We start from the raw sequence: 21700 nt of genomic DNA, 5'->3' as shown, positions 1-21700 counted from the left end.
AGGCACCCTGGATGACTTTGCAAAAGGAGATCAAGATGCAAAAACTCATGCTACATGCCCTTCTGGGCGTGGTGTTTGGCCTATCGCTGGCAGCCAGTGTCCACAGCCGGGCAGAGCCCGGATCTACTGGCAATGCGCCTGTCGAAGTCGCCGCAGCGCTGGATGCGCTCACCCGGGGGCTGATCGGTTATATCGGCGTTGCCGCCGAGGATATGACGACCGGGAAGCAGGTGTTTCTCAATGGCGAGGAACCGTTTCCGATGGCCAGCACCTACAAGGTGGCGATTGCGGTGACCTTGCTCGCCAAAGTTGATGCCGGTGAACTGAGCCTCACGGACATGATCGAGCTTAATGATGATGAGTGGGTCGTGTCTGACATAATAGCGTCCAACTTTATTCATCCGGGTGTGGCCCTGTCAGTAGCCAATGTGATGGAGGTGATGATTACCCACAGTGACAACACCGCCACCAATGTTGCGCTTCGTCTGGCGGGAGGCCCTGAGGCAGTCAACCGGCAACTGGAGAAATTGGGCATCAGTGGCATGCACGTCGATCGCACCACCAGCGACTACTCGCGCGATTTCTACCAACAGGAGCCGGGTCGGCAGAATCTGGCCAAGGCCATACGCAATTTGAGCGCTAACCCGGCTATGGCGAGTGACCCACAACCGGCGTTTGAGGCAGATCCGCTGGACAAATCGACCCCCAGGGCCATGCTGAGCCTGTTGACGGCGCTTTACCAGGGCAAGACCGTTAGCGAGGAGAGTACGGCATTTTTGCTCGGCATTATGTCACGCACGGTTACCGGGCCGGGACGCCTGCGCGGATTGCTGCCGAGGAAGACGCCGGTTGCCCACAAGACGGGAACACTCGGTGGCGTGGCCAACGATGTGGGGTACATCACGCTGCCAGACGGACGCCGTTTTGCGGTGGTTGTGTTCACCCGCGGCAGCCACACGTTACCGAGCGATCGTGACCGCGCGATAGCGGAAGTGGCCCGGACCCTTTTCGATTACTTTATGCTGGTGGCTGACTCGCCTTGATGATGGCCTGAGGCCAGCGCATGAAAGCGGGGAACAAGCCCCGCCATCGTCGGTTGTCAGGCATCAGTCGCTCACGGCACGCCGGATCGCAACTCCCGGGAACAGATCGTCCCGGACCCTGGAGTCATCAACTACCGGTACGCCGTTCACCAGTACATAAGGAATTCCGGTGGAAGGCAGCGTATTCTTGCCTTCTTCCCACGATGCGTTGTCGGTCACGGTTTCCGGGTCGAAGATGGTCAGGTCTGCGGTCATCCCCTCCTGCACCCGTCCGCGGGTTTTAAATTGCGGAATCGTGTCGTCGAGGAAGTCCGCCAGGCCATAACTGAGCTTCCACAGCGCGTCCATTAAGCCGATGGCATCATCTTCGCGGGCCATGCGCAGAAACCTGGCGTGGGCGCCCGCGCCCCGCGGGTGGCCGCGCCCGCTGCCATAGGGGGTGTCTGCTGGCGCATCGGAACCGTCCTCCATGATCCACGCCACGCCGTCGGACCCGAATACCACACCGGGCCTCCTGGCAGCGGCAAGCATGTCTTTTTCTTTAATGGTGTACATCAACAGGAAGGTCTCGGGGGCCTCTGTGCGCATTCTTTCGAATTTTTCATCGTCGAGGACTTCGCCGGTCTGTATAACGACCAGGTCGCTGCCGGTAATCCCCAGTTTCTTCTGGTAGCCGGGGAACAGGTAGTCCGCGTTGGCGTAGGTCGATGCGAAAGTGTAGGGATAAAACTCGCCGATCACGTTGACACCGCTGGCGCGGGCGTCGTCAATGAGGTCCAGGCACTCGGTGGTGAGTCCGAGACAGTTACTCGGAACGTGGTGCAGCAACAAGGGGACATCATGCACCTGCGCTACGGTAATCATTTCCTGGAAACCCAGGTAGCCGCTGGGTGGTACCTGCGACAGGTAGCGCACATGGCTGGTGATGAAGGAGTCATGGCGCTTGGCAAGGGCCGCAACCTGCATGACTTCCGGGCTGCTGGTGGCCGTGTAGTAACCAATGGGAAACCCAATCCCCAGACCACCTGCCTTCAGGCCCCGTTCCATGCCCGCCAGAATGGCCGGCGTGTCCGCGCGGTCATAATTTTTGGTCTGCCAGTGAGCGTCATCTTTGAGCGACTCGTTAATGACGCCGCCGTAGAAGGGACGGCCCTTAGGGTCGACATCGTCCAGGATGGCCATCCTCGCCCACATGTGTCCCACCGAAACGCCGTAATTGAGTTGCGCCCTGCCGTCCCAGTAGTCGTAGTAGGCAGAGACGGGGTAAGCGCCCGTCTCCAGATCCATGGCAGTCGTTACCCCATCGCGCAGGTACAACCTGAACCCGAAGGCGTCCTGGGCGTGAGAGTGGGCATCGATAAAGCCTGGGGCCACCACCAACCCCGTTGCGTCGATGGTCCGCTCTCCCGAAAGGCTTTTGCTGGTGATTCTGGTGATCACGCCGTCGTCGATGCCGACGTTTGCAACCTGGTCGAACCCGGTTTCCGGGTCCATGACGCGCCCGTTTTCGATCACCAGGTCGTGGCTCTCTGCCCAGGCGGGCGTGGCAAGTAATAAAGCCACAATGACCAGGGGTTGGTATTTAAGTGCCATGAAGTATCTCCAATGCGATAGCCGAAGCTTCTTCTCCTGCCCACAAACTATCAGGCGTACTGTCCGGAGGCGACGCCTGAACCGGGTGGACAACGCCTGACAAGGTTTTGTCTGGCTTTTTGGTTTTACGGGGCAGGAGTCACCGCAAACTCCTCTGACAAAAAGCGACCACCATCGATATAGCGGTAATCAGCGCGAACTACCGTCTGACCTGATGGCTTGTCCAGGATAAACGCCTTTTAACACTTTGGAATCTCTGACAACCACCGTGCCATTGACGATGACAAATGGTATCCCCGTCGATGCCAGCCCACCCTTGGCCATGGTGGCGTTATCAGTCACGGTTTCGGGATCAAAAATGGTGATGTCGGCGTCGGAGCCCACCTGAATCCTGCCCTTTTGAGACATCATGGATACGCCACTATTTTCCAAAAAGCTCGCTGGCATGTAGGTCATTTTGGAGACGGCCAACATCATTGGCATCAGGCCTTTCTCGCGCACGAGGCGCAGAACTTTGGCATGCGTCCCCGCAGCCCTGGGATGCCCTTGAATGGACTCAAAAGGAATATCCCAATCTATCGCAAGATCTCCGGTTTCCGTGACATTTAACGGAGCAGCATCGCTTTCCACCAATGTCCCGGGGTCTGCCAATGCAGCAAGCATTATCGCTTCGTCCACGCCGGCGAAGATAACCGATGCACCGGGCTGCTCCTTGATCAGTTCATTGTACCGTTCTTCCGTCAGCGGTTTCATGGTGGCGACTTCAATAATGTCCTTGTAAGTCCGTCCCATATTGCGTTGGTAATTTTCCGGTTCCAGGTAATCTGCCCCTGCGATCGTGGCCCCCTGGTAATAGGGGTAAATAGCGGCAACGGTGTTCAGGCCCCGCTCTTTTGCATCGGCCAGGAAATCGATCGCCGAAGAGGTGAGGCCAAGCGCCTGTTGATGAATATGGCTCACGTAGAGTCCACCACCATAGACAGCCAGGTTGGCCAGCATCTCCTGAGTGCCCAGGATTCCCGTCGCGGGCGGCTGCTGACTGGAAAATCTACCGTGGAGAACCGTCGTGAGATTGTGCTTGGCGACAACTCGCTGCCACATGATCGTCTCTTCACTGGTGGTGCCTCGGGTCATGTAGCCGACGGGTATGCCGATCCCCAGCCCGCCCTGACTAATGCCTTCCTCGATCATGTCCTCCATGGCGTCTATCTGTTCTTTTGACGGCAGGAAACTGCTGACACTCATGTCAAACATGCTGTCCGTGTGCGGGTCAAAGGCGTCCAGCAGGATCGAACCTGTTGATGTCTTGTAATCCGGGTTTGATAGTTGCTCTCTTATGCCTGCAGCAGAGACGGTCGCCCCATAATTGGTCTGTGACTTACCCTCGAGTAATTCATACCAGAGATCAACCGGATAGGCGCCGCTCTCCATATCCAGAGGCGTAGTGACGCCATCTCGCAAGTGAAGTTTCTGGCCCAATGGAATGTTTGACGTATGAGAGTGGATATCAATGAAACCGGGAGCGACGATATGTCCCGTCGCATCGATGGTTTCCTTTCCAGACAGCGCTTTTTCCGTGATAACGGCGATCTTGCCATTCTTGACTCCAACGTTACGAATAGCATCGAGTTTGGTTTCCGGGTCCATTACCCGGCCATTCAGGATGACAATGTCGTAGCTGGTATTCCTGTCGCTGGCAAAACTCGCTCCTCCGCCCGCGCACAGGGCCAGGCCAAGAATAACGGTTGTCAGAATTCTCATGGTTGATCGGTGGATCATTCGTGGGGCCTCTTTGGAAAAACGAAATTGAGTGATTCGGCCGTTTGGCAGGCCAACTCGGGACTGGACCAGCTTACAGCAGTTGAAGATCACAGTATGTAGGCGTGTATGGCGATGTGGACGTCGCCTCTTTCTCTCTTTAAGGCTAGAAGTCGGTTGAAAATCTGTCAAATTTTGGCAGACCCACTGAATGACCAGCTCGGGTCGCTCAGGCGGTAAATTGCGCTGCTGGCGGGTTGGGGTCGTATTCGCACGGCCTGGTTTGAGGCACCGAGTCGTTCGCTCAGAGTTGCGACTCGGGCAACAGCGTTGAAAGTGTTGCCACTACCCGGCGCCACAGACTCGCGTCGGGTTCCTTGGTCAGGGTGACGGTTTCATCACCGATCACTGCCGTCCACTGTAACTGGCCATGCTGGTGTTGCAGTTGGTAGGCAGTGCCCTGAAGTCGTTGCTCAAACCTTGCCGCCAGTTCATCGGCCAGTGGCGGTGAGTCGATGAGCAGGCCGAACTCGGTGTTCAGATTCACCGCCCGGGGGTCGAGATTGAGAGACCCGGCCAGTACCCAGCGGCGATCGATGACAATGGCTTTGGTGTGCAGATTGACCCGTCCCTCGCCACCGGACCGCAGTGCGCCGAATTCGTAATAGACATCGGCGGCGGTGGCGCGCACCTCGAACAGTTCAACCCCGGCATCGAGAAGCGACTCGCGATAGCGCTGGTAGGCACCGTGGGCGGCAACGTGATTGTTCGAGGCCAGGGAGTTGGTCAGAATGACGACACGCATTCCCCGCGCCACCAGATCGCGGAAAAATTCAACCCCGCTGGGGCCGGGGATGAGATAGGGGGTTGAGATCAGGACCTCTTCCCTGGCCCCGACGATCACTTCCTTGAGCCTGTTGACCAGGATCTGCTGTTCCTTGTCTGGTGGCGCGAGGAGTTTCTCCGGAGAGTCGGTCACCGCTGCCGCTTCTCCGGGGACCAGGGGCAGCTGGTCATTGAGCACCTCATCCAGCAGGCCGGCGCTCCTGATCGCGTCGTAGTGCTCCCCGGTTGCGGTGGCCATGGCGGCACTTGCCCGGTCTCTCACCTTTCGCAGCAGGGCCTCGGGCACTCGCTGCAGGTAGGCCGAGATGGGCATGGACAGGGGGTGATTCCAGAACTGGTCGAAGCCCGCTGTGGTTGCCGATGCGGCATCGCCGAGCAGGAACAGGTCAAAATCAATGAAGCCGCTACCGGCCCTGAGGTCGAAGTACTCATCGGCAATATTGCGCCCGCCAATGATGCCCGCATACTGGTCCACGATCAGCGTCTTGTTGTGCATTCGGCGGTTAGTGCGCTCGAACTGGAGCAGGTACTTGGCCCAGTAAAACCCGCCGCGCTCAATCGGATTGAATAACCTGACCTCGATATTGGGATGCGTATCCAGCAGCACCAGGCTGGCATCCTTGACCGTGGTGTAAATATCGTCGAGCAGAAAGCGCACCCGCACCCCCCGGTCGGCCGCGGCCAGCAGGCTGCTGGCGAACAGGTAACCTGCTTTATCTTCTTTCATCAGGAAGTACTGGGCGTCGATGGAGCTTTGCGCCGCATCGATCAGTTGCAGCCGGGTGCCGAGCGCGACCCGGCCCTCCGGGATGCTGTGGAAGCCGGAATCAGCGTTATTGTGCTCCCGCCAGCGGTGACTGGCAGCGGCGAGCGGGGCTGTGGGGGGCGGTTCCAGGCTCATGCTTTCCACGCTTGTAATGTCCAGTTGTTCTGGCGAACAGGTCGCCAGTATTATGGCCAGCCCGGCGACCGGCAGTAACCACCATAGCCACTGCGAGTAACTGTTCCTGCCTGCCATGGGTTCTCCATCAGTGCGCTCACCCGATTGACATGGGGATATCGACCACATTAAGTCAGCGTACGGGCCGGTGCAACCGGGAGCCTTGGCCAGGCGGTGTCTGATTTGGCCGGAAATAGCGGTCGGGGCCGGTATAGTGACTTATGCAGCATTGCTCCTTGGGCATGCTCTAGTACACTAGGGCTGTTGTTTTTATTGCTGGCCTGTTTGGAGTTGGAGTGTCTTTAATATGAGTAAGCGTTTATTGCTGTTATGGCGTCTGGGGCTTGCGGCGGTGTTGCCGCTTTCCCTTGCGGGTGTTGCCAATGCCCAGCAGTTTGCGGGCGATAACCAGTGGGTCGCTCCCCATGGCGTGGCCACGATCGTCGGCACCGTGGGGGAGGAGTACTCCCAGTTCTATGCGGTAGCGGCGCTGATACCCGAGTGGGAATTCAACCTGCAGTTGACCCACTACTACGACGATCCGCGTGATGATACCGACGATTACACCGCGACCAGCCTGTTTGCCAAGTACCGAATCAGCGAGAGCGAGGATGAGAAGACCGGCTACAGTGTGGTGTTTGGCACCGGTTTGACCCCGGAGCACAAGGAAGAGGGCGAGGTCAATGACGCCTTCGAGTCCTGGTGGGCCCTGGGCACCGCAACCTACGCCTTCGCCGACAACTCGATATTGCTGGATGTGCTGCCCGGCTTCACCTACAACGTCGACCGGGAGCAGCACAGCGACTCCGCCTGGGGTTTCACCTACATGTCGCGGGTGGCGGTGTATGACATCATCCCGCAGTCTGCCATCGTCGGGGAGGTGTTCGGCACGGCGGGCGAGGCTTTCGCCGAGCCGTCTTACCGGCTGGGTGTGCGCTGGGAGAGTCCCAGGTGGGTGGCCGCTCTCACCTACTCGGATGCCTTTGATGGCTCTTACGGTGCCGGCGTAGAGTTCGGCGTCTTCTACTTGACCGATCCGCGCTTCTGCCTTGGAGGCTGCCGCTAGCCTCCGCCGGCGCGGTATCAGCCGGCCGGGAGTCCGACCCTGGAAACAAAAAAGCCGAGCAGTAAGCTCGGCCTTCTTTAAATTGGTGCCCAGGAGAGGGCGGTTCCTCACGCTGTCGAAGCACTGCTTCGAGTGAGGGTTCGCGCCGGCGCGGTATCAGCCGGCCGGGAGTCCGACCCTGGAAACAAAAAAGCCGAGCAGTAAGCTCGGCCTTCTTTAAATTGGTGCCCAGGAGAGGACTTGAACCTCCACGCCCTTGCGAGCACTAGCACCTGAAGCTAGCGTGTCTACCAATTTCACCACCTGGGCATCACGATATCGCCGGAGCAATACCTGAGGGCGCGCACTTTATATTTCGTGCGCGGCTTTGTCAATCCTCGCGTATAATGTTTTTTGTCATTCCCGCGCAGGCGGGAATCCAGCGCCCTGGCGCGCCCAGCTGTACTCGAATCAGCGCGCGGCAGAGGCTCCCTTATCCAAACATAAAGGCCCCATTTATATGGCCCAAAAAGGCAAGATTGCCGACCCTCACGCCAAGCGTGAGGCCGCCAACTACGACAACCCCATTCCCAGCCGGGAGGTTATTCTCGAGGTCCTGCGGGACGCGAACAAGCCCCTTAATCACAGCAAGCTGTGCAAGAAACTGGACCTTGACGACCACGAGCAGGTAGATGCCCTGCGCAAACGCCTGCGTGCCATGGAGCGCGACGGCCAGATCATGTCCAACCGCAAGGGCGCCTATGGCCTGGTGGACAAGATGAACCTGATTCATTGCCGGGTGCAGGGTCACCGGGACGGCTATGGCTTTGCCATGCCCCTGGGAGAGGGCGAGGATATCTACCTGAGCTCCCGCCAGATGCACTTTGTGTTCGATGGCGACGAGGTGCTGGTGCTGGTCACCGGTGAGGACCGCCGCGGCCGGCTGGAAGGCAAGGTCGTGGAGGTGCTGGAACGCGGTGTGACCTCGGTCGTGGGACGCTACCAGGAAGAGAGCGGTATCGGCTACGTGATTCCCGATAACGGTCGCCTGACGCACCAGTTCCTGATTCCCCCCAAAGACAAGAACGGCGCCAAAAACGGCCAGATAGTGACCGCCCGGATTACCGATTACCCGACCCGCCAGCTGGGTGCCAAGGCGACGATTTCAGAGATTCTCGGTGACCATCTGGACCCGGGGCTGGAAATCGATGTCGCCATCCGCTCCCACGACATCCCCTGGGAGTGGCCCGAGGCGGTGCTGGCGGAGGCGGCCGCCCTGGAGGAGGAGCCGGACGAGAAAGACAAGCTCAACCGGGTTGACCTGCGCCATCTGCCCTTCGTTACCATTGACGGTGAAGATGCCCGCGACTTCGATGACGCGGTTTACTGTGAAAAACGCCGTTTCGGCGGCTGGCGCCTGTGGGTGGCCATTGCCGACGTTTCCCATTATGTGCGTCCCGGTTCTGCCCTCGATGAGGAAGCCAGTACACGGGCGACATCGGTGTATTTTCCCGAACGCGTCGTGCCCATGCTGCCAGAGGCCCTGTCGAATGGCCTCTGCTCGCTCAAGCCCGCCGTTGACCGCCTGGCCATGGTCTGTGAAATGGACATCGGCAAAACCGGAAAACTGGGCAAGTACCGCTTTTATGAAGCGGTCATCCACTCCCACGCCCGGCTGACCTACACCCAGGTGGGCGAGGTGCTGGAAAACGGTGACCACCCGGACGTGGACAAGAGTCGCGAGCCCGATCTTTTCCGTTTACACGACCTCTACAAGGTCCTGCGGGGCGCTCGCGATGTCCGCGGGGCAATCGATTTTGACACGGTGGAGACCCGCATCATTTTCGATGCGCAGAAAAAGATCGAATCGATTGTGCCGGTCGTGCGCAATGATGCCCACAAGTTGATCGAAGAGTGCATGCTGTGCGCCAACGTTGCGGCGGCGGGCTTCTTCGAGGACAACAATGTGCCGATGCTGTACCGGGTGCACGAGGGCCCCAGCGAGGAGAAACTGGAAAACCTGCGTAAGTTTCTCGGCGAACTGGGGCTGGACCTCCGCGGCGGAGCCAAGCCCACGCCGGTGCACTACCAGCAGCTGCTGGAACAGGTGAAGGACCGGGACGACGCCCACGTCATTCAGACCATGTTACTGCGCTCATTGAGTCAGGCGGTTTACCAGCCAGACAACAACGGTCACTTCGGGCTGCACTACGATGCCTACGCCCACTTTACCTCGCCGATCCGCCGCTATCCGGACCTGTTGGTGCATCGCGGCATTCGCCACCGCATTCGCTCCACCGACAAAGCCGGTCATGTGCTGAGAATAAAGGGAGCGGAACCCATTCCGGCCCGGAAAATTTTTCCCTATGACCACGCTGCGATGGTGGTGTTTGGGGAGCACAGCTCCATGGCCGAACGCCGGGCGGACGACGCCACCCGCGAGGTCAATGCCTGGCTCAAGTGCGAGTACCTGCAGGAGCATGTGGGCGACGAATTCGACGGCGTTATCGCGGCAGTGACCAGCTTCGGCCTGTTTGTGGAACTGATCGACATCTATATCGAGGGTCTGGTGCATATCACGGCATTGCCCGGCGACTACTATAATTTCGATGCAGCCAAGCAGCGACTGACCGGTGAGCGCAGCGGGCGCAGTTTCCAGCTGGGTGGCAAGGTACGGGTCCAGGTAGCCCGGGTCGACCTGGATGATCGCAAGATTGACCTGGAATTGCTGGACGCCAAGTCGCCGAAGAAGGCCAAAGGGGGTGGCGCAGGCAAGCGGAAGGAAGACGGCAAGCCGGGCAGGAAAGGCAGGAAGCCGGCCAATAATGGGAAAAAGAAGCCCAAGGGTAAAACCGGGTTACGGCGGCGGCATTGAATCCCCGCCCGCGCGGGGATGACGGCCCTCTGCAGCGCTAAGGTCGCTTTTAGAACATGCAATACATCTATGGAATCCACGCGGTAGACAGCCTGCTGCGCAAGAACCCCAGGTCCGTGCAGCGCCTCCGGGTGCAGCAGGGCCGGGAGGACAAGCGCATTGACTCGCTGCTGGAGCTGGCCCGGAACCAGGGCGTGCCGGTGGCCCGGGAGCCGCGCAGGGATCTTGACGAGATGGTCAAGGGACGGCACCAGGGGGTAGTGGCCGAAACCCTGGACGAACCTCAGCACGGCGAGGTCCAGCAAGCCAATTTGTGGCAGGAGGCCGACCTGCTGCGCATGGTGGACGAAAAAGCGGGCCCGCTACTGATCCTGGTGCTGGACGGGGTGACCGACCCCCATAATCTGGGTGCCTGTATCCGCAGTGCCGATGCCGCCGGGGTGGACGCAGTGGTGGTGCCCAGGGATAAATCGGCGGATCTCACCCCGGCAGCGCGCAAGGTGGCCTGCGGCGCCGCCGAGGTGGTCCCCTTTGCCCGGGTCACCAACATCGCCCGCACCCTGGACGCCCTGAAAGCGCGCAATGTGTGGGTGTTTGGCGCCGCCGGAGAAGCAGAAAAATCCATATATGACAATGACTTGACCGGATCCATGGCGCTGGTGATGGGCGCCGAGGGCCAGGGCCTGCGCCGCCTGACCCGGGAACACTGCGATTTCCTGGTAAAATTGCCCATGGCCGGCTCGGTCAGCAGCCTGAATGTGTCGGTGGCGACCGGAATCTGCCTGTTCGAGGTGGTGCGGCAGCGGGGATAGGCCCCCTTGCGCCCCCTGCCCAAACTCTATACAATCCGCGCCTCAAAATTTGCCCGGTGGCCCTGCGCTGCCGATTCTCCTTGCTGCACTGCTTCGGTGGGCAGCATTAACCCGTAAGGAGCTATTCAATGCGTCATTACGAAATCGTATTTATGGTCCATCCGGACCAGTCTGAGCAAGTGCCCGGCATGATCGAGCGCTACTCCAACACCATCCAGAAGGACGGCGGCAGTGTCCACCGCCTGGAAGACTGGGGCCGTCGCCAGCTGGCATACCCCATCAACAAGATCCACAAGGCACACTACGTGCTGATGAACGTGGAAGCGTCCAACGACGCCATGGAAGAGCTGACCACGACCTTCCGTTACAACGATGCTGTGATCCGTAACCTGGTGATCCGCCGCGACGAGCCCGTCACTGATGAATCTTTCATCATGAAGGCCGAGAAAGAGTCTCGCGAGCGCAAGAGCCGTTACGAAGAGCGCAAGGCCGCCGAGGCGCCCGCCGCCGAGGAAGCGCCCGCCGAGAAAGCAGCAGAGCCGGCTTCTGAAGCCGACTCAGAAGCGTAATAGAGAGGAGTATTGTCATGGCCCGTTTTTTCCGTCGCCGTAAGTTCTGCAAGTTCACCGCCGAAGGCGTCAAAGAGATCGATTACAAGGATCTCGAGACCCTGAAGGCCTACGTCTCTGAAACCGGCAAGATCGTACCCAGCCGTATCACCGGTACCAAGGCCAAGTACCAGCGCCAGCTGGCGACTGCCGTGAAGCGTGCGCGCTTCCTGGCCCTGCTGCCCTACACGGATTCCCACCAGTAAGAATCCTGTACCCGCGTACTACAGCGGCGAGGCCTGGATGAAGGCGATAGCTGAATTTGCCATGCGCGGGCGCTTCCAGGCCCTGGTGCTTACTGTTGCCGGTGCCGGAAGCATACTGTTTTGCTGGATCAGCGCAGCGGTACTGGCGCTGGTCACCCTGCGCAAAGGCGTGGGGGATGGGGCCCAGTTGCTGTTATGGGCCCTGCTGCCCTCCGGGGTTCTGCTGTACACCGTCGGTGACAGCGGCCCGCTCTCACTGCTGGTGGGAACGGCGCTACTGGCGATGGTGCTGCGAATCACGGTAAGCCTGCCGCTGGCAGTGCTGGCCAGCACCGTCGTCGGCGCCGCCAGCGGCCTGGCGCTGCTGGCCTTCGGTAGCCCGTACCTGGAGCAGATGGTCTCCCTGATCGGCGATTTCCTCGCCAGCTTGGAGCAGCAGTTATCTCAGGGCGGTGACACCGTGCAGCTGGCCCGGCCAACCACGGCGCAAATCGCCGGCATGTTGGGGGCAGGCACTGGAATGATGTCGGTGCTGTGCCTGATGCTGGGCCGTTACTGGCAGGCAGCGTTGTACAACCCGGGTGGTTTTGCCAGCGAGTTCCGGCTCCTGCGTTACACACCGGCGGTGGCTTCAGTCCTGGCCCTGGCAGCCGTTGCGCTGTCTGCCCTGGGTCTGGAATACCGCACCTGGGCAGTAATTGCTTTATTGCCGCTGAACTTTGCCGGACTGGCACTGGTTCATGCGAGGGTCCAGCACAAGGGCCAGGGCACAGGATGGCTGATCGGCTTCTACCTGGCCTGGCTGTTGTTGGACCCGGTGAAATTGATGGTCGTGTTCGCCGCCATCGCCGACAGCTGGTTTGATTTTCGCCAGCGCTGGACCGGCAAGCCCGGTACCGACATCGGCCCCGGCGAAGACAGTTAACGAATTTTGAAGTAGCGGGAGCATGCTCCCCATAACGAGGAAAGTAAGATGGAAGTCATTTTGCTGGAGAACATCGGCAACCTGGGTAACCTGGGTGACAAGGTCGATGTAAAGGCCGGTTTTGGCCGTAACTACCTGATCCCCCAGGGCAAGGCCGTCCCCGCCACTGCCGCAGCTGTCGCCGAGTTTGAAGCTCGCCGCGCCGAGCTGGAAGCCGCCGCAGCAGAGGCGCTGGCCGCCGCTGAGGCTCGTGGTGCCGAGCTTAACGCACTGCAGCTGATCACTATCACCGCCAATGCCGGTGAAGAGGGCAAGCTGTTCGGTTCTATCGGTACTCGCGACATCGCCGATGCCGTCACCGCCGTTGGTGTCGAGATCGACAAGGCTGAAGTTCGTCTGCCCGAGGGCGCGCTGCGCGAAGTGGGTGAGTACGAGATCGACATCCAGGTGCACGGCGACGTGACCGCCACTATCGCCCTGGCGGTTGTCCCCGAGTAAAAACCTCGTCGCCCCCGCCCAGTAACAGGCGGGCGCGTGGAGAGTTTCAGAATGCATCGGTCACTGAGTGACCGGTGCATTTTTTGTGTCTGGAGATTGGGCCAAACTTGCCGTCATCCCGGCGAATGCGGTGATCCGGAGACCCTAACTCTCTGCCGGGTCGATAAAAAGAATCTGGATTCCCGCCTCCGCGGGAATGACGAAGGCCTGCTAATTCGTTAATCTGTCCAATCCGACAAGAACCGACCGCCGATGGAAGACCGCGACTACCCCAGCAACATCTCCGAGCTGCCCGGCGCCCCCGACGGCGAGATAGCGCGGATCAAGATGCATCCCCATTCCCTGGAGGCGGAGCAATCCGTACTCGGTGGCCTGCTGTTGTCGGCCGATGGCTGGGACTCGGTGGCTGAGGAAGTGGCCGCTGGCGACTTTTACCGACCCTCGCACCGGGCTATTTTCCGTGAAATCGCCCAGTTGGCGGAGGCGGCCGAACCCATCGACGTCATTACCGTGGCCGACAAGCTGGAAGCCAGGGGTGCGCTGGAGGGCGCCGGCGGGCTTCCCTACCTGGCCGAGCTTGCCCAGAACACCCCCAGTGCCTCCAATATCCGCGCCTACGCCCAGGTGGTGCGCGAGCGCGCCAGCCTGCGCAAGCTGATCGAGGCGGCACAGGAGATTGCCGATTCCGGTTTCAATCCGGAAGGGCGCACCTCCACGGACCTGATCGACGAGGCCGAACGCCTGATCATGCAGATCGGCGAGCAGGGGCCCAAGTCAGGAGGCCCCCAGGATGTGAACCCGCTGTTGAAAAGAGCACTGGATCGCATCGACGAACTGTTCAATTCCGGGGGCGACATCACCGGCCTCACCACCGGCTTCCAGGACCTGGACGGCATGACCTCCGGCCTGCAACCCTCGGACCTGGTGATTGTGGCCGGTCGTCCCTCCATGGGTAAAACCAGTTTTGCCATGAACCTGGTCGAGAACGCGGTGTTGGCCCAGGACAAGCCCATTCTGGTGTTCTCCATGGAGATGCCCGCGGACCAGCTGATTATCCGCATGCTGTCCTCCATCGGCCGCATCGACCAGACCCGCATCCGTAACGGCAAGCTGGAGCAGGAGGACTGGCCCAAGCTCACCACCGCGGTCAACAAACTGCGTGACGTGAAGCTGTATATCGACGATACACCGGCCCTGACCCCCACCGAGGTGCGCAGCCGGGTGCGCAAGGTGGTGCGGGAAAACAACGGCGAGCTGGGCATGGTGATGATCGACTACCTGCAGCTGATGCAGGTCGCCGGCTCCTCGGAAGGCCGCACCGCGGAGATCTCCGAGATCTCCCGCTCCCTGAAAGCCATCGCCAAGGAATTCGAAGTGCCGATGGTGGCCCTGTCACAGCTCAACCGCTCCCTGGAGCAGCGCCCCAACAAGCGCCCGGTCAACTCCGACCTGCGCGAGTCCGGCGCCATCGAGCAGGATGCGGATGTGATCATGTTTATCTATCGGGATGAGGTCTACAACGAGGAATCCCCGGACAAGGGGGTGGCCGAGATCATTATCGGCAAACAGCGTAACGGCCCGATAGGAACCTGCAGGCTGGCCTTTATCGGTCAGTATACGCGCTTCGAGAACCTGGCCCGGGGTTATCGGGGGGATGAGTACTGAATACCCGTCATTCCCGTACCACCGTCATTCCCGCTTCACCGTCATTCCCGCTTCACCGTCTTCCCGCCTCACCGTCTTCCCGCCTCACCGTCTTCCCGCCTCACCGTCTTCCCGCCTCACCGTCTTCCCGCTTCACCGTCATTCCCGCCTCACCGTCATTCCCGCGAAAGCGGGAATCCAGCGTCCTGTCCCTCCCTTTAGCAACAAACCTCCGGCCACAGGTCCCGCCAGTAGGGATTAACTTCTTCTATAAGCGCCAACTTCCAGCGTCGTTCCCATTTCTTGATCCGCTTTTCCCTCAAAATTGCGGATTCCATGGTCTCGTGGCATTCATACCAGACCAATCGGTGGGTTTTATGCCTGCTGGAAAACCCTTCTACTACGTTGTTGGCATGCAGCCAGACCCGGCGTGGAAGATTACCCGTGACGCCAGTATAGAGAGTGCCGTTGCGGCGGCTGGCAAGGATGTAGACTGCGGGCTGGATATCCATATCCGGTGTCTATCAGTGTATTTGCACAACAGCCTACTGGATTCCCGCTTTCGCGGGAATGACGGTGGGTGGTAATGATTGCAAACGGTCGCTTGTGTAGCCGTTGGCTTTACAACCCGAGGCCTCTTGGCGCTCATTGACCGGCCTGGATTCCCTGGTCCATGGGAATGACGGTGGGTGGTAATGATTGCAGGCGGTTGCTGATGTAGCCGTTGGCTATACAACCCGAGCCCTCTCGGCGCTCATTGACCGGCCTGGAATCCCTGGTCCATGGGAATGACGGTGGGTGGTAATGATTGCAGGCGGTCAATGGAGCCGGAATCGCTCTTATAACCCCGAACTCTCCCGCAGCTTCCGCAGCTGTTCCAGCTGCTCCTCCCGGGACAAGGGCTCGGCCGTCTCCTTCTCCAGCGCTTCCGGTGCCGGCACACTCAGCTCCTCGCCCCGTAACACCGCCGCACAATACTTCTGGTAGTGCCCGCGGTACACCGGCCAGGTCATTCTTTCCTCGTTATTGGCCAGGAAGAACCAGTCGCTGTCGCGCCCGGCCAGATACACCGCCGGGTGGCTCCAGGGCTGGGCCGACCTGGGAGACGCCGCCTGGCAGGCCTCGACATAGGCATCGTGGGGGGCGGGCAGGCCGTATTCCACCAGCCCCGCCTGGCAGCACTCGATCATCCGGTTGAGGGTGGGCAGGTACTCACTGTGTTCGATGGCGTGTTTGGCGCCCTTGAGGATTTGCTCTACGGGGAAGTCCGCCAGGGATTCCAGCCACAGCTTCTTGATCTGGCTGAGCTGGCTGGCGTCCGGATAGGCGGCGTAGTACTGGTTGTGATAATTGAGGCGAAACAGGGCGAAGACCTGGTTGATGGCCTCGACGTGTCCCTCGCCAGCTGGACGTTTTGGTTCAGCTTGCCCAGCTGGTGTCGGTGAGGTCGTCTTCGAGGCTTCGATCCCTTGTGCGACCCGTTGAATGAGTTCCCTGCTGTCCGCCATGGCTGGTATCCGTTTGTTGCAGTTGGTGGCGCTTGGCCCAGTGGTATTTTACATGCTGCAGGAACTTGCTGTTCCAGGAGGTGTGGGCCTGGTTGGAGTCCTTCCAGTAGACGATGAATTCCGGCAGCAGTTCCCGGGCGAAATCCAGGTCGATATGTGACATGCGCAGGATGTCGTAAACATCGGCGCTGGGCTGCCAGTGATCGACGATGCGCCGGGGCTCGGTACTGTGCTCCAGGCTGGAGGTATAGCGCGCCCATTGAATGCGAATGTGCTGGATGAACTTCGAGTTGAGTTCCTTCGGCGCCGCCCCGCGCTCCCGCCAGTAGAGTATGAACTCGGGGATGGCCTGCTCGATAAAGTCGGTGGCAACCCCGCCGCGTTGCATGATTTCCATGGCATCCATGCTCGGGCGCCAGTTGTTATCCAGTGGCGTGGGTTGCCTGACCTCGAAATCGGAGGTCCGGGTTTGCTGCTGCCGCCGCCAGTTGTTGGTGACATGCTGGCGGAATTTATTCTCCCAGGCGTGGGAGGTTTCACCGCGCTCGCGCCAGTAAAAGATGAAATCTTCCAGTTGGTCCAGGGCGAACTGCCGGGGTATGTTGTGGTTAAGGGCCAGCAACTGCAGCAGGTCCTCGCTGGGCGACCAGTGCACCGGGAGCAGGCCGGCGCTGCGCCGGGTTGGGGGCGGCGGGGATTCCTGCACCGGGGCGGGCTGGTTGGCGCGCACCGGTTCGTTGAGGGCAAACACCAGCTTCTCGCTGCTGTGCAGGGGTGGCGATTCCATCAGCATCACGCCCTTGTCCACCAGGCTGCGGGTTATCCGGTGCAGGTCCACCGCATTCCAGAAGGGCAGGGAGGTCAGCAGGTACTCGCGCTCGATGCTGAGCCAGGCGAAGTTGTCACGCAGCTGCGGTTCCCGATGCTCGAACAACTGCTGCAGGTGCTGCAGCAATATGGCCTCCTCCAGGCCGATGGTCGCCGCGAGGCCGGGGGAAAATACCAGCTGACGTTCGGGGACCAGGGAGGAATCAGACATGCGACTTACGGTTTGGTGAAACGGTCTGATAGGATACCGGGGTTAATTCGGGACTTACAGCAAAAACGCGTTTGCTTATCAGGTGATGGTTAACACACCTGTCGTCATTCCCGCGCAGGCGGGAATCCAGCGGCATCAGGGCAACTATCGAAGTCCCTGCATCCCCGCCTGCAAGGTGAATTGCGCTGCAAGCGCGAGAGACGGCACCCCGGGGTGCGCGGGAATGACGGTCTAGGGAGCGGGAAACTCAACATTGGCCAAACAAAAAACAGCCTTCGTCTGTAACGAATGTGGCTCTGACTACGCCAAGTGGCAGGGTCAGTGCGCCGATTGCGGGCAGTGGAACTGCATTACCGAGATCAGGCTGGGACCCGCCAAGGGTTCCGGTCGCGCCGGCAGTGGCGTTACCGCCAGCCGGGCCGGTTTTGCCGGGGCGCTGGCCACCGCCCAGGTGCTCAAGGACATCGATCTCGACGATCTGCCGCGCTTTTCCTCCGGTGCCGAGGAGTTCGACCGGGTCCTTGGCGGAGGCCTGGTGCCCGGCTCCGCTGTGTTGGTGGGGGGCAATCCCGGTGCCGGCAAGAGCACCCTGCTGCTGCAGACCATGTGCCACCTGGCCCAGTCCATGGAAGGTTTGTACATCACCGGCGAGGAATCCCTGCAGCAGGTGGCCATGCGGGCGCAGCGCCTGCAATTGCCCACTGACAGGCTGCGACTGATGTCGGAAACCAACGTGGAGACCATCGTGGCCGCCGCCGAGGAGTTCAGGCCCAGGGTACTGGTGGTGGATTCTATCCAGGTGGTGCACACGGACGAAATCGCCTCGGCCCCGGGCAGCGTGTCCCAGGTGCGCGAGTGCGCCGCCTACCTGACCCGCTTTGCCAAACAGAGCGGCACCGTGCTGTTCCTGGTGGGCCACGTCACCAAGGACGGTTCCCTCGCCGGCCCCAAGGTGCTGGAACACATGATCGATTGCTCAATACTGCTGGAAGGCGGTCACGACTCCCGCTTTCGCACCCTGCGGGGGCAGAAAAACCGCTTCGGTGCGGTGAATGAGCTGGGCGTTTTCGCCATGACCGAGCAGGGTCTGCGCGAGGTCAGGAACCCGTCCGCCATATTTCTCGACCGCAGTAACGAACCGGCTTCCGGCTCCGCGGTGATGGTGGTATGGGAAGGGACCCGGCCATTGCTGGTGGAAATCCAGGCGCTGGTGGATGACAGCCAACTGGGCAACCCGCGGCGGGTGGCGGTGGGCCTGGAACAGAATCGCCTGGCCATGCTGCTGGCGGTGCTGCACCGCCACGGCGGATTGCAGGTGGGCGACCAGGACGTGTTCGCCAATGTGGTTGGCGGGGTGAAAGTGCTGGAAACCAGCGCCGACCTCGCCCTGCTGCTGGCCATAGTCTCCAGCTTCCGCGACCGGCAGCTACCCCGGGATATGGTGATTTTTGGTGAAGTGGGCCTGTCCGGCGAAATCCGCCCGGTGCCCTCGGGCCAGGAACGTTTGTCAGAGGCTGCCAAACACGGCTTCAAGCGGGCCATTGTGCCGAGGGGCAATGCCCCCAAGTCGGACATTCCGGGCATGAAGGTGATCGCGGTGAGTAAATTGAGTGAGGCGCTGGGGGCGGTGGAGTAGCCTGCAAATACCCGGCGCCTGGCCGGCGGAGTGACCGGTGTAGGGCGCTATTCCGGATGCTCTTCCAGCCGCGTCAGTTCTTCATCCAGTGTCGCGATATCCATGTGCTTGCCGAGCAGGGTCATCAGCGGCTCGATGTTCTCCCGGTCCACGTGCTGCACCGAGAAACCCAGGCGACCCGATTCCACGTGCTGCAGGTAGGCATACAGCTCCAGGTCGCTGCCGTCTTCCAGTTTTATGACCAGGGTAAAGGGTTCGTTGTACTGCGCGTCCCACAGGTCGGGCTGGTCGGTGGCGACCCCTGTCAGGGAAATATCAATCAGCCGCTGGGGCCACATGCTGCCGCCCTGGTGGACTTCCACCGGCAGGTCCAGAGCGACGCGGGTAAAGCGGCGCTGCTCATTGCGAATTTCCGTCATGCTCAAGCCTTTTTATCGTGCGTGGGATTACTATAGCGCCGGCACGGAGGTTTGGCGATAGCCGGGGGCTATATAGACAGCCCCGGACGCTAAGTTGTCTAATAGCGGTTTCGCACCCCGGGGGACGGGCGTTGTCGAGGTTCAAGTACAAGGCGTTTATCAGTTACAGCCATGAGGACGAGGCGACCGCGCGCTGGCTGCACAGCGCGCTGGAAACCTACCGCCCTCCGCGTGGCGTGCTGCCGTCCTCCCAGGTCGATGCGCACAGCACCGCCTTTCCATTGCGCCCCATCTTCCGTGACCAGGAAGAGTTGGTGGCCGCCGCCAATCTCAGCCGCAGTCTGGTGGAAGCGCTGCAGCAGTCCGAATTCCTCATCGTCATCTGTTCGCCGAATTCGGCCCGGTCCCACTGGACCAACCGGGAGATCATCGAGTTCAAGAAAATTCACGGCTCGGACAATATCATCGCGGTCGTCGCGGAGGGTGATCCAGAGCGCAGCTTTCCGACGCCCCTGCGACAGGAGGTACTGCCCACCGGTGAGATTGGCGCCGCCGTGCTGGAGCCGCTGGCTGCAGATTTACAGGGAGGACGGGCCAACCGGCGCCTGGCCCTGCACAAGGTGGCCGCCACCCTGTTGGGGGTCGGGCTGGACCAGCTGGTGCAGCGTGAAGCCCAGCGTCGGCACCGGTTCCTGGCATTGGTTGCCACGGCAGCGATGGTGGGCATGGTCGTCATGGGCTGGCTCACCTACACCGCGGTCAACGAGCGGCGTGCGGCGGATGCCGCCCGCGCGGTGGCCGACGAGTCGCGACGGTTGGCAGAACAGCGCCGGGAGGAGGCGGAAGGGCTGATCGAGTTCATGCTCAGCGACCTGCGCGAGAAGCTGGAGCCGGTGGGCAGGTTGGACGTGCTGGACGTGGTCGGCTCCCGGGCACTGGACTATTACGCCCGCCAGGACCAGCAGTCCCTGGAACCGGAGTCCCTGGGGCGGCGGGCGCGGGCTTTGCACCTGTTGGGCGAGATCAGTGGTCTCAAGGGCGACGTTGAGGCAGCGCTGGACCGCTTTACGCTGGCCGCCGAATCCACCGAACTGCTGATGGTGGCGCAGCCGGATAATCCCCGGCGGGTGTTCGATCACGCCCAGAGTGTGTTCTGGATGGGGCTGGTGGCGTTCCAGCAGGGTCACTACGCCCAGGCTTCGGTGTCCTTTGAACGATACCTCCAGTATGCGCAACAACTGGTCGAGCTGGAGCCCGCTGAACCCCGGTGGCTGCTGGAGCTGTTTTACGGGCATCAGGCGATGGGCGGCCTGGCGGTAGAGATACAGGACTGGTCGCAGGCGGAGACGCATTTGCTCAGTGCTGTGGATGCGCTGGAACGGCTGCGGGAAAAGGGGGATCCCCGTACGGATGAGTGGGCCAACATACACTCCTGGCTTTCCAGCGCATACCGCCACCAGAAGAAATTCCGACAGGCCGGCGTGCATAGCCGGGAAGAGGTCAACACCTGGATGCAGGTCCTGGAACAGGATCCCGCTGACCAGGCTGCCCGGCGCCAGCTGGTCATAGCCAGGCGCGGGGCAGCCCAGTTGGCGCTGATCGGGGGTGACAGCGACGCTGCCCTGGACCTGCTGCTGCCCGAGTACACCGCGTTGAGGGAAATGAAGACTTTCGAGCCGGATCACACCCTGACCCTGGAACAGGACATCCTGTTACTGCAGGACCTCGTCGAGATCAGGGTTTTGCAGGGGGAACTGGCGGCGGCAGCGGAGCAGTCCCGGGCCTGTGTCAATCTCGCCGAGGCGCTGCGCCAACGCGATGACTCGGTGTTGTTCTGGCAGGTAGAACTCGACTGGCGGTGCCGCTACCTGGCGGCGCAGGTGGCCTTTGAGCAGCAGCGAACGGATCAGGCCGAGCAATGGCTCGATACCTATTATGGGCAACTGGTGAGCGACTACGACAGCATTGCCGGGCAGAAGGAAGCGCCGCTGCTGCTGGCTGAGTCCAGCCTGCTGTTGGGGGATATTGTCTATACTCAGGGGCGCGAGGACGAGGCCAGGCGACTCTGGCATCGCGCCCAGGCCGCGCTTGAGGGGGAACCCGATGAACTCGAGCCGACGCGCATTGCGGCGCTGGTTACGGTGTTGCACCGTCTTGGCAAGCAGGAGCGGGCCGACGCGCTGGCCGCCTACCTGCGCGACAGGGGTTACCGGCACCCGGGCTTTGAGTCCGGGGCTGATGGCAGTCTTTCCGCGCAGGGCCAGCGCCGCCCCAACAACAGACGCTAACAGGGAAGGCAGGAAAA

18 protein-coding genes and 1 tRNA gene are annotated in these 21700 nt (G+C 60.8%); 11 read left to right on the top strand and 8 right to left on the bottom strand.

Annotation, left to right across the window (positions count from 1 at the left end):
- The first annotated feature begins 35 nt into the window (after window positions 1–35).
- A complete protein-coding gene (bla, locus tag E2F43_RS14645; RefSeq protein WP_238946936.1) occupies window positions 36–1043 on the top strand; it encodes a class A beta-lactamase in 1008 nt (335 codons plus the stop codon).
- 63 nt (window positions 1044–1106) lie between these two features.
- Here bla and E2F43_RS14640 read toward each other — a convergent pair whose 3' ends face one another.
- The 3 genes from E2F43_RS14640 to E2F43_RS14630 all read right to left on the bottom strand — a co-directional run bounded on the left by E2F43_RS14640 (window position 1107) and on the right by E2F43_RS14630 (window position 6258).
- Complete coding sequence (locus E2F43_RS14640; RefSeq protein WP_133213926.1) at window positions 1107–2636, bottom strand: amidohydrolase family protein; 1530 nt, start codon at window positions 2634–2636, stop codon at window positions 1107–1109.
- Between the two features lie 189 nt (window positions 2637–2825).
- Window positions 2826–4397 (bottom strand): amidohydrolase family protein, encoded by a 1572-nt coding sequence (locus tag E2F43_RS14635; RefSeq protein ID WP_165954332.1) that lies wholly within the window; start codon window positions 4395–4397, stop codon window positions 2826–2828.
- A 301-nt stretch (window positions 4398–4698) separates the two neighbouring features.
- Entirely contained in the window at window positions 4699–6258 is a 1560-nt protein-coding gene (locus E2F43_RS14630; protein WP_165954331.1) for a phospholipase D family protein, read from the bottom strand.
- A gap of 229 nt (window positions 6259–6487) precedes the next feature.
- On the opposite strand from E2F43_RS14630, the gene E2F43_RS14625 reads away from it, so the two are divergent.
- Window positions 6488–7246: a hypothetical protein gene (locus tag E2F43_RS14625; protein WP_133213920.1), complete on the top strand. Its 759-nt coding sequence runs from the start codon at window positions 6488–6490 to the stop codon at window positions 7244–7246.
- A gap of 222 nt (window positions 7247–7468) precedes the next feature.
- Here E2F43_RS14625 and E2F43_RS14620 read toward each other — a convergent pair.
- A tRNA-Leu gene (locus E2F43_RS14620) sits at window positions 7469–7555 on the bottom strand.
- Window positions 7556–7745: 190 nt separating this feature from the next.
- Between E2F43_RS14620 and rnr the strand changes: the two genes are divergently transcribed.
- From rnr to dnaB, 7 genes are all read left to right on the top strand, one after another.
- Window positions 7746–10100, top strand: coding sequence for a ribonuclease R (gene rnr / locus E2F43_RS14615; protein ID WP_133213918.1), 2355 nt, complete (start codon window positions 7746–7748; stop codon window positions 10098–10100).
- A gap of 56 nt (window positions 10101–10156) precedes the next feature.
- Complete coding sequence (gene rlmB / locus E2F43_RS14610; protein ID WP_133213916.1) at window positions 10157–10912, top strand: 23S rRNA (guanosine(2251)-2'-O)-methyltransferase RlmB; 756 nt, start codon at window positions 10157–10159, stop codon at window positions 10910–10912.
- A 128-nt stretch (window positions 10913–11040) separates the two neighbouring features.
- Window positions 11041–11481 (top strand): 30S ribosomal protein S6, encoded by a 441-nt coding sequence (gene rpsF, locus E2F43_RS14605; RefSeq protein WP_133213914.1) that lies wholly within the window; start codon window positions 11041–11043, stop codon window positions 11479–11481.
- Window positions 11482–11498: 17 nt separating this feature from the next.
- Window positions 11499–11726: a 30S ribosomal protein S18 gene (rpsR, locus tag E2F43_RS14600; RefSeq protein WP_007228418.1), complete on the top strand. Its 228-nt coding sequence runs from the start codon at window positions 11499–11501 to the stop codon at window positions 11724–11726.
- A 37-nt stretch (window positions 11727–11763) separates the two neighbouring features.
- On the top strand, window positions 11764–12651 hold the full coding sequence (locus E2F43_RS14595; protein ID WP_133213912.1) for a hypothetical protein: 888 nt from the start codon (window positions 11764–11766) through the stop codon (window positions 12649–12651).
- A 48-nt stretch (window positions 12652–12699) separates the two neighbouring features.
- Window positions 12700–13149 carry a 50S ribosomal protein L9 gene (gene rplI / locus E2F43_RS14590; protein WP_133213910.1) on the top strand — a complete coding sequence of 150 codons (450 nt, stop codon included), beginning with the start codon at window positions 12700–12702 and terminating at the stop codon, window positions 13147–13149.
- Window positions 13150–13401: 252 nt separating this feature from the next.
- Entirely contained in the window at window positions 13402–14814 is a 1413-nt protein-coding gene (gene dnaB, locus E2F43_RS14585) for a replicative DNA helicase (RefSeq protein WP_133213908.1), read from the top strand.
- A gap of 197 nt (window positions 14815–15011) precedes the next feature.
- Here the strand turns inward: dnaB and E2F43_RS14580 are convergent, their stop codons facing one another.
- The 3 genes from E2F43_RS14580 to E2F43_RS14570 all read right to left on the bottom strand — a co-directional run bounded on the left by E2F43_RS14580 (window position 15012) and on the right by E2F43_RS14570 (window position 17340).
- Window positions 15012–15305 carry a GIY-YIG nuclease family protein gene (locus tag E2F43_RS14580; RefSeq protein WP_133213906.1) on the bottom strand — a complete coding sequence of 98 codons (294 nt, stop codon included), beginning with the start codon at window positions 15303–15305 and terminating at the stop codon, window positions 15012–15014.
- Between the two features lie 327 nt (window positions 15306–15632).
- Window positions 15633–16301: a replication protein P gene (locus E2F43_RS14575; RefSeq protein WP_165954330.1), complete on the bottom strand. Its 669-nt coding sequence runs from the start codon at window positions 16299–16301 to the stop codon at window positions 15633–15635.
- Entirely contained in the window at window positions 16213–17340 is a 1128-nt protein-coding gene (locus E2F43_RS14570) for a DnaT-like ssDNA-binding domain-containing protein (protein WP_133213904.1), read from the bottom strand. The genes E2F43_RS14575 and E2F43_RS14570 overlap by 89 nt, the downstream gene beginning before the upstream one ends.
- A gap of 253 nt (window positions 17341–17593) precedes the next feature.
- Between E2F43_RS14570 and radA the strand changes: the two genes are divergently transcribed.
- The gene (radA, locus tag E2F43_RS14565) at window positions 17594–18976 is read left to right on the top strand and encodes a DNA repair protein RadA (protein WP_133213902.1); all 1383 of its coding nucleotides are present in this window, start codon (window positions 17594–17596) and stop codon (window positions 18974–18976) included.
- 47 nt (window positions 18977–19023) lie between these two features.
- Here radA and E2F43_RS14560 read toward each other — a convergent pair whose 3' ends face one another.
- Complete coding sequence (locus E2F43_RS14560; protein WP_133213900.1) at window positions 19024–19395, bottom strand: PilZ domain-containing protein; 372 nt, start codon at window positions 19393–19395, stop codon at window positions 19024–19026.
- 131 nt (window positions 19396–19526) lie between these two features.
- On the opposite strand from E2F43_RS14560, the gene E2F43_RS14555 reads away from it, so the two are divergent.
- On the top strand, window positions 19527–21683 hold the full coding sequence (locus tag E2F43_RS14555) for a toll/interleukin-1 receptor domain-containing protein (protein ID WP_133213898.1): 2157 nt from the start codon (window positions 19527–19529) through the stop codon (window positions 21681–21683).
- Window positions 21684–21700: the final 17 nt, after the last annotated feature.

Source organism: Seongchinamella unica (assembly GCF_004354085.1).
Taxonomy (GTDB): Bacteria; Pseudomonadota; Gammaproteobacteria; order Pseudomonadales; family Halieaceae; genus Halioglobus; species Halioglobus unicus.
The sequence above is the reverse complement of the archived record's forward strand: the minus strand, read 5'-3'. Positions and strand labels throughout refer to the sequence as shown.

What these genes read in the sequence shown, in the direction of transcription:
- E2F43_RS14630 (WP_165954331.1), bottom strand. Translation starts at nt 6,258, where the DNA reads ATGGCAGGCAGGAACAGTTACTCGCAGTGGCTATGGTGGTTACTGCCG.
- E2F43_RS14580 (WP_133213906.1), bottom strand. Translation starts at nt 15,305, where the DNA reads ATGGATATCCAGCCCGCAGTCTACATCCTTGCCAGCCGCCGCAACGGC.
- rlmB (WP_133213916.1), top strand. Translation starts at nt 10,157, where the DNA reads ATGCAATACATCTATGGAATCCACGCGGTAGACAGCCTGCTGCGCAAG.
- E2F43_RS14560 (WP_133213900.1), bottom strand. Translation starts at nt 19,395, where the DNA reads ATGACGGAAATTCGCAATGAGCAGCGCCGCTTTACCCGCGTCGCTCTG.
- E2F43_RS14640 (WP_133213926.1), bottom strand. Translation starts at nt 2,636, where the DNA reads ATGGCACTTAAATACCAACCCCTGGTCATTGTGGCTTTATTACTTGCC.
- rpsR (WP_007228418.1), top strand. Translation starts at nt 11,499, where the DNA reads ATGGCCCGTTTTTTCCGTCGCCGTAAGTTCTGCAAGTTCACCGCCGAA.
- E2F43_RS14635 (WP_165954332.1), bottom strand. Translation starts at nt 4,397, where the DNA reads ATGAGAATTCTGACAACCGTTATTCTTGGCCTGGCCCTGTGCGCGGGC.
- dnaB (WP_133213908.1), top strand. Translation starts at nt 13,402, where the DNA reads ATGGAAGACCGCGACTACCCCAGCAACATCTCCGAGCTGCCCGGCGCC.
- rnr (WP_133213918.1), top strand. Translation starts at nt 7,746, where the DNA reads ATGGCCCAAAAAGGCAAGATTGCCGACCCTCACGCCAAGCGTGAGGCC.
- E2F43_RS14625 (WP_133213920.1), top strand. Translation starts at nt 6,488, where the DNA reads ATGAGTAAGCGTTTATTGCTGTTATGGCGTCTGGGGCTTGCGGCGGTG.
- E2F43_RS14570 (WP_133213904.1), bottom strand. Translation starts at nt 17,340, where the DNA reads ATGTCTGATTCCTCCCTGGTCCCCGAACGTCAGCTGGTATTTTCCCCC.
- bla (WP_238946936.1), top strand. Translation starts at nt 36, where the DNA reads ATGCAAAAACTCATGCTACATGCCCTTCTGGGCGTGGTGTTTGGCCTA.
- rpsF (WP_133213914.1), top strand. Translation starts at nt 11,041, where the DNA reads ATGCGTCATTACGAAATCGTATTTATGGTCCATCCGGACCAGTCTGAG.
- rplI (WP_133213910.1), top strand. Translation starts at nt 12,700, where the DNA reads ATGGAAGTCATTTTGCTGGAGAACATCGGCAACCTGGGTAACCTGGGT.
- E2F43_RS14595 (WP_133213912.1), top strand. Translation starts at nt 11,764, where the DNA reads ATGAAGGCGATAGCTGAATTTGCCATGCGCGGGCGCTTCCAGGCCCTG.
- E2F43_RS14575 (WP_165954330.1), bottom strand. Translation starts at nt 16,301, where the DNA reads ATGGCGGACAGCAGGGAACTCATTCAACGGGTCGCACAAGGGATCGAA.